This window comes from Pelomonas sp. V22, from assembly GCF_030014915.1.
Classification (GTDB): domain Bacteria; phylum Pseudomonadota; class Gammaproteobacteria; order Burkholderiales; family Burkholderiaceae_C; genus JAUASW01.
Genome location: NZ_JAGIXS010000001.1, coordinates 1,894,449 through 1,906,996 on the forward strand (window position 1 = coordinate 1,894,449; position 12,548 = coordinate 1,906,996).

General features: G+C 61.9%; 8 protein-coding genes and 1 tRNA gene. All 9 read right to left on the bottom strand.

Features of this window, described 5'->3' with window-relative positions; translation table 11 throughout:
• Positions 1 to 41: 41 nt before the first annotated feature.
• On the bottom strand, positions 42 to 4,259 hold the full coding sequence (gene rpoC / locus J7U46_RS08655; protein ID WP_282824746.1) for a DNA-directed RNA polymerase subunit beta': 4,218 nt from the start codon (positions 4,257 to 4,259) through the stop codon (positions 42 to 44).
• Between the two features lie 19 nt (positions 4,260 to 4,278).
• Positions 4,279 to 8,400: a DNA-directed RNA polymerase subunit beta gene (rpoB, locus tag J7U46_RS08660; RefSeq protein ID WP_282824747.1), complete on the bottom strand. Its 4,122-nt coding sequence runs from the start codon at positions 8,398 to 8,400 to the stop codon at positions 4,279 to 4,281.
• Between the two features lie 323 nt (positions 8,401 to 8,723).
• On the bottom strand, positions 8,724 to 9,104 hold the full coding sequence (gene rplL / locus J7U46_RS08665) for a 50S ribosomal protein L7/L12 (RefSeq protein ID WP_282824749.1): 381 nt from the start codon (positions 9,102 to 9,104) through the stop codon (positions 8,724 to 8,726).
• 48 nt (positions 9,105 to 9,152) lie between these two features.
• Positions 9,153 to 9,686: a 50S ribosomal protein L10 gene (gene rplJ, locus J7U46_RS08670; protein ID WP_282824751.1), complete on the bottom strand. Its 534-nt coding sequence runs from the start codon at positions 9,684 to 9,686 to the stop codon at positions 9,153 to 9,155.
• A 300-nt stretch (positions 9,687 to 9,986) separates the two neighbouring features.
• The gene (gene rplA, locus J7U46_RS08675; RefSeq protein WP_282824752.1) at positions 9,987 to 10,694 is read right to left on the bottom strand and encodes a 50S ribosomal protein L1; all 708 of its coding nucleotides are present in this window, start codon (positions 10,692 to 10,694) and stop codon (positions 9,987 to 9,989) included.
• 2 nt (positions 10,695 to 10,696) lie between these two features.
• Positions 10,697 to 11,128: a 50S ribosomal protein L11 gene (rplK, locus tag J7U46_RS08680; protein ID WP_282824755.1), complete on the bottom strand. Its 432-nt coding sequence runs from the start codon at positions 11,126 to 11,128 to the stop codon at positions 10,697 to 10,699.
• A 201-nt stretch (positions 11,129 to 11,329) separates the two neighbouring features.
• On the bottom strand, positions 11,330 to 11,920 hold the full coding sequence (nusG, locus tag J7U46_RS08685) for a transcription termination/antitermination protein NusG (protein WP_282824757.1): 591 nt from the start codon (positions 11,918 to 11,920) through the stop codon (positions 11,330 to 11,332).
• A gap of 13 nt (positions 11,921 to 11,933) precedes the next feature.
• On the bottom strand, positions 11,934 to 12,317 hold the full coding sequence (gene secE, locus J7U46_RS08690) for a preprotein translocase subunit SecE (protein ID WP_282824759.1): 384 nt from the start codon (positions 12,315 to 12,317) through the stop codon (positions 11,934 to 11,936).
• A gap of 145 nt (positions 12,318 to 12,462) precedes the next feature.
• Positions 12,463 to 12,538 (bottom strand) — tRNA-Trp (locus J7U46_RS08695).
• Positions 12,539 to 12,548: the final 10 nt, after the last annotated feature.

The window sequence follows — 12,548 nt, forward strand, 5'->3', positions numbered from 1 at the left end:
CGAGGGTGCGGCAGCCCTTGCGGCTGAGGAGCCTGGCGCGATTACTCGGCCGAACCCTCGCCCGGAGCGTCGACGCTGGCCATCTGTGCAGCGGCCAGTTCCTCGGCTTCCTGCATGGCGATGGAGCGGCGCTCGGCGTCGTCCATCTCTTCCTTTGCACGGCGTGCCTGGTGGAAGGCCATGCCGGTGCCAGCGGGAATCAGGCGGCCGACGATGACGTTTTCCTTCAGGCCACGCAGCTCGTCGCGCTTGCCCATGATGGCAGCCTCGGTCAGCACGCGGGTCGTTTCCTGGAAGGAAGCGGCCGAGATGAAGGAGTCGGTCGACAGCGAAGCCTTGGTGATACCCAGCAGCACGTCAGCGTGCGTGGCGATCAGCTTGCCTTCGGCCCGCAGGCGGTCGTTGGTGTCCAGCAGCTCAGAACGCTCGACCTGCTCACCGACGATGTAGCGCGAGTCGCCCGAGTTCGTGATCTGCACGCGACGCAGCATCTGGCGAACGATCACCTCGATGTGCTTGTCGTTGATCTTCACGCCCTGCAAGCGGTACACGTCCTGCACTTCGTCGACGATGTAGCGGGCCAGCTCTTCGATACCCAGGAGACGCAGGATGTCTTGCGGATCGGCCGAGCCGTCCACAATCAATTCGCCGCGGTTGACCACCTGGCCTTCGTGCACCAGGATGTTCTTTTCCTTGGGCACGAGCTCTTCGTGCTTGCTGCCATCCGGATCGGTGATTTCCAGGCGAATCTTGCCCTTCGTCTCCTTACCGAACGAGACCGTGCCAGTGCGCTCGGCCAGCACGCCCACATCCTTGGGCGAACGGGCTTCGAACAGCTCGGCCACACGCGGCAGACCGCCGGTAATGTCTCGCGTCTTCTGACCTTCCACCGGGATACGTGCCAGCACTTCGCCTGGCGCCAGTTCCTGGCCATCGCGCACCTGGATCAGCGAGCCGACCTGGAAGGCGATGTTCACCGAGTGATCGGTACCGGGAATCTTGACCTCGTTGCCGTTCGAATCGAGCAGCTTGACCTGCGGACGGATGACCTTGGCTGCGCCGCGACGCTTCGGATCGATCACCACCAGGGTGGACAGACCGGTCACTTCGTCGACCTGCTTGGCCACGGTCACGCCTTCTTCGACATTCTCGAACCTCGCCTGACCGGCGAACTCGGTAATGATCGGGCGGGTCAGCGGGTCCCAGTTGGCGAGGATCGTGCCAGCCTTGATCGTCTGGTCGATCTTGATCGACAGGATCGCGCCGTAAGGCACCTTGTGACGCTCGCGCTCCCGGCCATGCTGGTCGGCAATGATGATTTCGCCGGAACGCGAAATCACCACCAACTCGCCCTTGCCATTGGTCACGTAGCGCATCGTGGCGTTGAAGCCGATGATGCCGTCCGACTTGGCTTCGACGCTCGAGGCCACGGCTGCGCGCGACGCGGCACCACCGATGTGGAACGTACGCATCGTCAGCTGCGTGCCCGGCTCACCGATCGACTGTGCGGCGATCACGCCCACGGCCTCACCGGTGTTCACGAGGCCGCCACGGCCCAGATCGCGGCCGTAGCACTTGGCGCAGAGGCCGAAGCGCGTGGCGCAGGTCAGCGGCGTACGGGCCTTGATCTCGTCCACGCCGGCTTGCTCCAGCATGTCCAGCGTGTCTTCGTCCAGCATCTTGCCGGCTTCCAGCACGACGACTTGCGTCTCGGGGTGCAGCACGTCGATGGCAGCGACACGACCCAGCACGCGGTCGCGCAGCGATTCGATGACTTCACCACCTTCAACCAGCGCGCGCATGGCGATGCCGTTGTCCGTGCCGCAGTCCACTTCGGTGACGACCAGGTCTTGGGTCACGTCGACCAGACGGCGGGTCAGGTAACCCGAGTTCGCGGTCTTCAGTGCCGTGTCGGCCAGGCCCTTACGAGCGCCGTGGGTGGAGATGAAGTACTGCAGAACGTTCAGGCCTTCGCGGAAGTTCGCCGTGATCGGCGTCTCGATGATCGAGCCGTCAGGCTTGGCCATCAGACCCCGCATACCGGCCAGCTGGCGAATCTGGGCCGCGCTACCGCGGGCACCAGAGTCAGCCATCATGTAGATGGAGTTGAAGGACTCCTGATCCACTTCCTTGCCGTTGCGGTCGATGGTCTTCTGCTTGGACAGCTGCGACATCATGACCTTGCCGACTTCGTCGCCGGTCTTGCCCCAGATGTCCACGACCTTGTTGTAGCGCTCACCGGCCGTCACCAGGCCCGAGACGTACTGCTGCTCGATTTCCTTGACTTCCTTCTCAGCACGCTCGATCAGCTCGTACTTCTGCTTCGGAACCAGCATGTCGTCGATGGCGATCGAGATGCCGGCACGCGTTGCGAGCTTGAAGCCGCTTTGCAGCAGCTTGTCAGCCAGCACCACGGTTTCCTTCAGGCCGCACTTGCGGAAGGACGTGTTGATCAGGCGCGAGATTTCCTTCTTCTTCAGCGCCTTGTTGATGTTCGAGAACGGCAGGCCCTTCGGCAGGATCTCGCTCAGCAACGCACGGCCAACGGTCGTGTCCACCAGCTTGGTTTCCGGCACCCATTCGCCGTCGGCACCCTTGCTGTACTCGGTCAGACGGACCGAGATCTTGGCAGTGATTTCGACGGCGCCGTTCTCCAACGCGCGCAGCATTTCGCTGACGTCGGAGAAGACCAGGCCTTCGCCCTTGCCGTTGATGCGATCGCGGGTGGCGTAGTACAGGCCCAGCACCACGTCTTGCGACGGAACGATGGACGGTTCGCCCGAAGCCGGGAACAGCACGTTGTTGGAGGCCAGCATCAGCGTGCGGGCTTCCATCTGCGCTTCGATCGACAGCGGCACGTGGACGGCCATCTGGTCGCCGTCGAAGTCGGCGTTGAAGGCGGCGCAAACCAGCGGATGCAGCTGGATGGCCTTGCCTTCAATCAGCACCGGCTCGAAAGCCTGGATGCCCAGACGGTGCAGCGTAGGCGCACGGTTCAGAAGAACCGGATGCTCCTTGATGACCTCTTCCAGGATGTCCCAGACCACCGGCGTGCCGGATTCGACTTCCTTCTTGGCGGCCTTGATCGTCGTCGCAATGCCCATGGCTTCGAGGCGCGAGAAGATGAAGGGCTTGAACAGCTCGAGCGCCATCAGCTTGGGCAGACCGCACTGGTGCAGCTTTAGCGTCGGGCCCACGGTAATGACCGAACGACCCGAGTAGTCGACGCGCTTGCCCAGCAGGTTCTGACGGAAACGACCGCTCTTGCCCTTGATCATGTCGGCCAGCGACTTGAGGGCACGCTTGTTCGCACCGGTCATGGCCTTGCCACGACGGCCGTTGTCCAGCAGCGAGTCCACGGCTTCCTGCAGCATGCGCTTTTCGTTGCGCACGATGATTTCAGGGGCCTTCAGCTCCAGCAGACGAGCCAGACGGTTGTTGCGGTTGATGACGCGGCGGTACAGGTCGTTCAGGTCGGAGGTCGCGAAGCGGCCGCCGTCCAGCGGCACCAGCGGACGCAGGTCCGGCGGCAGCACGGGCAGCACGTCCAGCACCATCCAGTTCGGCTTGATGCCCGAGCGCTTGAAGGCTTCCATCACCTTGAGGCGCTTGGAGTTCTTCTTGACCTTGAGTTCCGAGCCGGTCATGTCGTTGCGCAGACGATCGATCTCGATGTCGAGATCCATGTCTTCCAGCAGCTTCTTGACGCCCTCGGCACCCATCAGCGCGATGAACTCGTCACCGTACTCGACGCGCTTCGCGTCGTAGTCGTCCTCGGTCATGATCGAGAACTTCTTCAGCGGCGTCATGCCCGGATCAACGACGACGTATGCTTCAAAGTACAGCACGCGTTCGATGTCGCGCAGCGTCATGTCGAGCACCAGGCCCAGACGCGAAGGCAGCGACTTCAGGAACCAGATGTGGGCGCAGGGAGCCGCCAAGTCGATGTGACCCATGCGCTCGCGGCGAACCTTGGTCTGGGTGACTTCGACGCCGCACTTCTCGCAAATCACGCCACGGTGCTTCAGGCGCTTGTACTTGCCGCACAGGCACTCGTAGTCCTTGATCGGGCCGAAGATCTTGGCGCAGAACAGGCCATCACGCTCGGGCTTGAAAGTCCGGTAGTTGATGGTCTCGGGCTTCTTCACCTCGCCGAAGGACCACGAACGGATCTTCTCGGGCGATGCGAGCCCGATCTTGATCGCGTCAAAGTGTTCATCCGGGGTGAACTGCTTGAACAGGTCCAGCAAACCTTTCATGTGTCTCTCCTGTTCCTAATTAGTTGCGCTCGAGTTCAATGTCGATGCCAAGGGAACGAATTTCCTTGACCAACACATTGAACGATTCCGGCATGCCGGCTTCGATGGCGTGCTCGCCCTTGACGATGGACTCGTAGACCTTGGTCCGGCCATTCACGTCATCGGACTTCACGGTCAGCATTTCCTGCAGGATGTAGGAGGCACCATAAGCTTCCAGCGCCCACACTTCCATTTCACCGAAACGCTGGCCACCGAACTGGGCCTTGCCGCCCAGCGGTTGCTGGGTGACCAGCGAGTACGGGCCAGTCGAACGGGCGTGCATCTTGTCGTCGACCAGGTGATGCAGCTTCAGCACATGCATGTAGCCGACCGTCGTGGGACGTTCGAACTGCTCGCCGGTGCGGCCGTCATACAGGAACGCCTGCGTGCGGGTCGGGGTCAGGCCCTTCTTCGCCGCAATGTCGTCCGGGTAGGCCAGCTTCAGCATGCCGCGGATTTCTTCTTCCTTGGCGCCGTCGAACACCGGCGTCGCGAACGGCACACCCTTGGACAGGTTGCCCGCCATCTCGATGACTTCGGCGTCGCTCAGCTCGTCGATGTTCTCGGCCTTGCCGCCGTTCTTGTTGTACAGCTCGTCCAGGAACTTGCGCAGCTCGCTGACGGCGGAATGCTGTTGCAGCATGTCGCCGATGCGCTGGCCAATGCCCTTGCCGGCCCAGCCCAGGTGGACTTCCAGCACCTGACCGACGTTCATCCGCGAGGGCACGCCCAGCGGGTTCAGAACGATGTCGGCGGTGGTGCCGTCGGCCATGTAAGGCATGTCTTCAACCGGCACGACCTTGGAGACCACACCCTTGTTGCCGTGACGGCCGGCCATCTTGTCGCCAGGCTGCAGGCGGCGCTTGACAGCCAGGTAGACCTTGACCATCTTCAACACACCAGCCGGCAGCTCGTCGCCTTGCGTCAGCTTCTTGCGCTTCTCTTCGAAGGCCAGATCGAACGAGTGACGGGTCTGCTCCAGCGAGTTCTTGATGGACTCGAGCTGGTTGGCGATGTCGTCTTCTGCAGGACGCACGTCGAACCAGTGGAACTTCTCGACGCCAGCCAGGTAGTCCTTGCTGATGACGGTGCCCTTGGCGATCTTCTGCGGGCCGCCGTTGGCCACGCGGCCCACCAGCAGCTTCTCGATACGGTCGAAAGCATCGCTTTCCACAATACGCAGCTGGTCGTTCAGGTCCAGGCGGAAGCGCTTCAGCTCGTCGTCGATGATCTGCTGAGCGCGCTTGTCACGCTGGATGCCTTCACGGGTGAAGACCTGCACGTCGATCACCGTGCCTTGCGTGCCTTGGTCGACGCGCAGGGACGTGTCCTTCACGTCCGAAGCCTTCTCGCCAAAGATGGCGCGCAGCAGCTTTTCTTCTGGCGTCAGCGTGGTCTCGCCCTTCGGCGTGACCTTGCCCACCAGCACGTCGCCAGGGCCGACTTCGGCACCGACGTAGACGATGCCCGACTCGTCCAGGCGAGCCAGTTGCTGCTCGGAGAGGTTGGGGATGTCGCGGGTGATTTCTTCGCTGCCCAGCTTGGTGTCACGCGCGTTGACCACCAGTTCCTCGATGTGGATCGAGGTGTAGCGGTCTTCGGCGATCACGCGCTCGGAGATCAGGATCGAGTCTTCGAAGTTGTAGCCGTTCCAGGGCATGAACGCGACCAGCATGTTCTGGCCCAGGGCCAGTTCGCCGATGTCGGTCGACGCGCCGTCGGCAATGATGTCCTCGGCGGACACCTTGTCGCCGCGCTTGACGATCGGACGCTGGTGGATGTTCGTGTTCTGGTTCGAACGCTGATACTTGATCAGGTTGTAGATGTCGACACCGACTTCACCGGCCACGGTCTCGTTGTCGTTCACGCGGATCACGATGCGGTTGGTGTCGACATAGTCGACCACACCGCCGCGACGCGCTGCAACCACGGTGCCCGAGTCCTTGGCAGCCACACGCTCGACGCCCGTACCCACCAGCGCCTTTTCGGGGCGCAGGGTCGGCACAGCCTGACGCTGCATGTTGGCGCCCATCAACGCGCGGTTCGCATCGTCGTGCTCAAGGAACGGCACGAGCGAGGCGGCGACCGACACGATCTGCGTCGGGGCCACGTCCATGTACTGGATGCGCTCGGGCTGGGTGAGCACCGATTCGCCGTTTTCACGGGCAGACACCAGCTCGTCGACCAACTGGCCTTGCTCGTTCAGCGAGGCATTGGCCTGGGCGATGACGTACTTGCCCTCTTCGATGGCCGACAGGTAGTCGATCTGGTCGGTGACCTTGCCGTCCACCACGCGACGGTACGGCGTCTCGAGGAAGCCGTATTCGTTCAGTTGGGCGAACAGTGCCAGCGAGTTGATCAGACCGATGTTCGGGCCTTCCGGCGTTTCGATCGGGCAGACGCGGCCGTAGTGGGTCGGGTGCACGTCGCGGACTTCGAAGCCGGCGCGCTCGCGGGTCAGACCGCCCGGGCCCAAGGCGGAAACACGACGCTTGTGCGTGATTTCCGACAGCGGGTTGGTCTGGTCCATGAACTGCGACAGCTGCGAGGCACCGAAGAATTCCTTCAGTGCCGCCGAGATCGGCTTGCTGTTGATCAGGTCATGCGGCATCAGGGCTTCTGTCTCGGCCTGGCCCAGACGTTCCTTGACGGCCTTCTCGATACGCGCGAGGCCCGAGCGGTACTGGTTCTCGGCCAGTTCACCGACGCAACGAACGCGGCGATTGCCCAGGTGGTCGATGTCATCGACTTCGCCGCGGCCATTGCGCAGCTCGACGAGGATCTTGACCACGTCGAGGATGTCCTCGTTGGACAGCACCATGGCGCCTTCAGGCGTGTCGCGGCCCACGCGGGCGTTGAACTTCATGCGGCCCACGCGCGACAGGTCGTACGTGTCCACGCTGTAGAACAGGCGGTTGAACAGCGCTTCCACCGCGTCTTCCGTCGGCGGCTCGCCAGGACGCATCATGCGGTAGATGGCAACGCGAGCAGCCAGCTGATCGGCGGTTTCGTCAGCAGCCAGGGTCTGGCTGATGTACGCGCCTTCGTTCAGCTCGTTCGTGTACAGGCACTGGACTTCCTTGATGCCGGCCTGGCGCAGCTTCTTCAGCAGCGCGTCGGTCAGCTCGTCGTTGGCCTTGGCGATGATCTCGCCGGTGTCGCCGTCGACCATGTTCTTGGCCAGCATGCGGCCGACCAGGAAGTCTTCCGGTACCGTCACGTGTTGCGTGCCGGATTGCTCCATCTGGCGCACGTGGCGAGCGGTGATGCGCTTGTCCTTCTCGACGATGACGGCACCGCTCTTGTCGGTGATGTCAAAGCGGGCGACCTCGCCCTTCAGGCGGTCGGCGACGAACTCCATTTGCGCGCCGGCGTCCATCAGACGGAAATTGTCGAAGACGAAGAAGTGCGCCAGGATCTGCTCGGGGTTCAGGCCGATGGCCTTGAGCAGGATGGTGACCGGCATCTTGCGGCGGCGGTCGACACGGAAGAACAACACGTCCTTGGGGTCGAACTCGAAGTCGAGCCACGAACCGCGGTAAGGAATGATGCGAGCCGAGAACAGCAGCTTGCCGGACGAATGCGTCTTGCCCTTGTCGTGTTCGAAGAACACGCCGGGCGAACGGTGCAGCTGGGAGACGATGACACGCTCGGTGCCATTGACGATGAAGGAGCCGTAGTCGGTCATCAGGGGCACTTCGCCCATGTAGACCTCTTGCTCCTTGATCTCCTTGACGGTCTTCGCCTGGGGCGACTCACGGTCATAGATGATCATCTGCAGGCGCGCGCGCACGGCGGCTGCATAGGTCAAGCCACGCTGTTGGCACTCACGGGTGTCGAACGGCGGCTTGGCAATATTGAATTCGAGGAACTTCATTTCCACGAAACCGTTGTGCGAAACAATCGGGAACGCGGAAAGGAAAGCAGCTTGCAGGCCTTCAGGCTTGCGCTTCGCTGGGGGGGTATCTTTTTGCAGGAAGGCGACGTACGACTCCTTCTGCATGGTGAGCAAATAGGGAACGTTGAGAACGCTCGCGCGCTTGCCGAAGCTCTTGCGGATCCGCTTGCGCTCGGTATAGCTGTAGGGGGTTGTTTGCGCCATAAACACTCCGTGTCGAGAGCCCACCCCTGGCCGTGGGACGGGCTTCGTCGGCGACTGGCTACTCGAACCCAATCCAGAACGGATGGTTCGATGCTTGGTGGTTGGCCACTACCAACCGCTGGCGGACAACCCAGGCATTGCACCCGAGCCCGACCAAACCGGTTCTCTGCAGTCGGATCAGAGAACACTTGAAAGAACCGCGCATCATACCCGAGCGCGGGCCTTTCAACTGTTCTCAACAGGACTAACCCTTAGACGACTAAAGGGGAGGTCCAAGGACCGCCCCTTTAGCGCAGTGGAGGGGAGCACCCCTCCCCAAAGTCTTACTTGAGTTCGACCTTGGCGCCGGCTTCTTCCAGCTTCTTCTTGGCGGCTTCGGCGTCGGCCTTGGCGATGCCTTCCTTGACAGCCTTGGGAGCGCCGTCGACCAGGTCCTTGGCTTCCTTCAGACCCAGACCGGTGATTTCGCGCACGGCCTTGATCACGCCAACCTTGTTCGCGCCGGCTTCCAGCAGAACAACGTTGAACTCGGTCTTTTCTTCAGCGGCAGCAGCGCCACCAGCAGCAGCGCCGCCAGCAGCCGGAGCAGCCATCGAAGCGGCGGACACGCCGAACTTCTCTTCAATTGCCTTGACCAGATCGTTCAGTTCCAGAACGGTCATGCTGTCCAGGGCGGTCAGGAATGCGTCTTTATCGAATGCCATGATGTGTTTCCTAAATACAGTTTGGTTGCGTTTGACGATTGCGTCGTCTTAGGCGGCAGCGGGGGCTTCAGCAGCAGCTTCCGTAGAAGCAGCGCCTTCGCCACGTTGTGCAGCCAGGGCTGCCAGCACGGCCGCGGTGCGTTGCACCGGCGACTTGAGCAGGCCGGCGATTTGCGACAGCAGGACTTCCTTGGACGGAACGGAGGCCAGGGCCTTCACACCATTCACATCCAGAGCCTTGCCACCGTAGGCACCACCCTTGATGACGAGCTTGTCGTTGGTCTTGGCAAAGTCAGCGATGACTTTGGCAGCTGCGACAGCATCTTCCGAAAAGCCGTAGATCAGCGGGCCGACCATGGCATCCGATGCAGCTTCGAACGAAGTGCCGGCGACAGCACGACGTGCCAGGGTGTTCTTCAGCACGTGAAGATACACACCTTGGGCACGCGCAGTGACGCGCAGCTTGTTCAAGGCTTCAACGGTGAGGCCACGGTACTCGGCCAACGCCAAGGTCTGCGACTTGGCTGCTTGCGCGGCCACGTCGGAGACAACAGCTGCCTTCTCGTTGCGATTGAGACTCAAGGTCTACTCCTCACATTACGCTCCTACAGCTTGCGCCTTCGGAGCACCGGGATTCAGCGACCTTCTGTTTCGGGAAACCGCTCCAGCCGAGACTCGACACGGAGCAAAAATCCTTTGCAGCGGGACCGCCATCTGCGCTGGCTTGAGGCCGAAGCCTCCGATTAAGTGATGCCTCCCCGAACTGCGGAGACTTCACACCAGCGGTCTTGGATGACGCGCCGCGAATCTTTCAATTCACGGCGCCCCACCAATTCATCGGCGCGACGCCAGACTCGCGTCGCACCTCAATTGAATCAAGCCTTAGGCGGCAGCAGCGGCGTTGATCGAGCCGATGTCCACGCGGGCGCCAACGCCCATCGTCGACGAGACGGCGACCTTGCGCAGGTACACACCCTTGCTCGACGCCGGCTTGCTCTTGTTCAGAGCTTCGATCAGCGCGCGCAGGTTGCCTTCCAGCTTGTCGGTGTCGAACGAGCGACGGCCGATCGTGCCGTGGATGATGCCGGCCTTGTCAACGCGGAACTGGACTTGACCAGCCTTGGCGTTCTTGACGGCGGTAGCGACGTCCGGGGTCACGGTGCCAACCTTGGGGTTGGGCATCAGGCCGCGCGGGCCCAGGATCTGACCCAGGGTACCGACGATACGCATCGTGTCCGGCGAGGCGATGACCACGTCGAAGGGCATGTCGCCAGCCTTGACGCGCTCAGCCAGGTCTTCCATGCCGACGACGTCCGCGCCAGCTGCCTTGGCTTCTTCAGCCTTGGCGCCTTGGGCGAACACGGCGACGCGCTTGGTCTTGCCGGTGCCGTGCGGCAGCACGACGGCGCCACGGACGACTTGGTCAGACTTCTTGGCGTCGATGCCGAGTTGCACAGCAACGTCGATCGACTCGTCGAACTTGGCGGTAGCCAGGCTCTTGACCAGGGTCAGTGCGTCGTTCAGGACGTACAGCTTGGTGCTTTCGACCTTGCCTTGCAGGGCCTTTTGCTTCTTGGTGAGCTTTGCCATGATCAGACGCCTTCCACGATGATGCCCATCGAGCGGGCCGAGCCAGCGATGGTGCGAACAGCGGCGTCCATACCGGCAGCCGTCAGGTCCTTCTGCTTGATCGTGGCGATCTCTTCCAGCTGGGCGCGGGTCAGCTTGCCGACCTTGTCCAGGTGAGCGCGGGGCGAACCCTTCTCAACCTTGGCCAGCTTCTTGATCAGGGCGGTCGCCGGGGGCGACTTGATCACGAAGGTGAAGCTCTTGTCTGCGAAGGCGGTAATGACCACCGGCAGCTTCATGCCCGGCTCATGGCCCTGCGTCTGGGCGTTGAACGCCTTGCAGAACTCCATGATGTTCAGGCCACGTTGGCCCAGTGCGGGACCGACCGGGGGCGAAGGGTTCGCCTTGCCGGCAGCGACTTGCAGCTTGATAAAGCCGACAATCTTCTTTGCCATGTTTCTCTCCAAACAGTGTCATTGCGGCAAAGCATTGACACCTGAGTGCTAGCGCAAAGGACTGGTTACCTTTGCTCCTCTTGTCCGCATCTCGTTGCGGACTGACTACGGGCAGCTTTGGGGCAACTGCCAGGCCCTGAATTCAAACCTTCTGCCTTCGATCCTGCGGATCTCCGGCGAAAGGTCTAAAGACTGAAGTCTTTAGACCTTTTCAACCTGACCGAAGTCCAGTTCGACCGGTGTGGCACGACCGAAGATCGTGACCGAGACGCGGACCTTGGACTTGTCGTAGTTGACTTCCTCGACCGCGCCGTTGAAGTCCGTGAACGGACCTTCCTTGACGCGCACGATCTCGCCCACCGTCCACTCGACCTTGGGCCGGGGCTTCTCGATGCCTTCTTGCATCTGGTTGACGATCTTCATGACCTCGGCTTCCGAGATCGGAGCCGGGCGATTCTTGGCACCGCCGACGAAGCCCGTCACCTTGGACGTGTGCTTCACCAAGTGCCAGGTGTCGTCTTCCATCGCCATTTCGACCAGCACATAGCCGGGGAAGAAGCGACGCTCGGTCACAGACTTCTTGCCGTTCTTCAGCTCAACCACTTCTTCGGTGGGAACCAGAATGCGGCCGAACTTGCCCTGCATGCCCGCGCGGTCGATGCGCTCACGCAGATTGCGCTCGACAGCCTTCTCCATGCCCGAATAGGCGTGGACGACATACCAGCGCAGGGGCAGACCAGCGGGGGCAGCAGCAGCTTCGGTGCCGGTGACGACGTTCAGTTCTTCGCTCATCTCGTCGTTCCTCTCAGCGCTTCCAGCCCAGGATCAGGTCGTACAACACCCATTCCAGCGTCTTGTCGGTCAACCACAGGAACAGTGCCATCACGACGACGAAGGCAAACACGTAGCCTGTCATCTGCATGGCTTCCTTGCGGGTCGGCCAGACCACCTTGCGCACTTCGCGCAGCGAATCCTGGCCATAGGCGATCAGCGACTTGCCGGTTTCGGCCGTGAAGAAGGCGCCTGCCGCCGCAGCCAGCAGCACCAGCAGCGCAGCCCACTGCGCGATCGGGCCTTGCTTGGCCAGCGCGTAATACGCCACCAGCGCACCGATCAGCAGCAGCACGGCGCCTGCCAGCTTCGCCTTGTCGGCGCCGGTCGTCACTGTTTCGACTTGAGTATTGGACATTGAACTCTTCAGCTTTCAGGCCGGGCCTCGCAGCCTGACAAATACACTCGGGACAGACCCATCAGCAGCAAAGCCCGCCGGGAATTACTCCCGCGGGCTGCTTGCTGGACCACTGGAACCGGCGATTATCGCAGAGGACGATCGCTGGCAGGGGCAGAGGGTCTCGAACCCCCAACCTTCGGTTTTGGAGACCGACGCTCTGCCAATTGAGCTATGCCCCTGTGGCCTTAA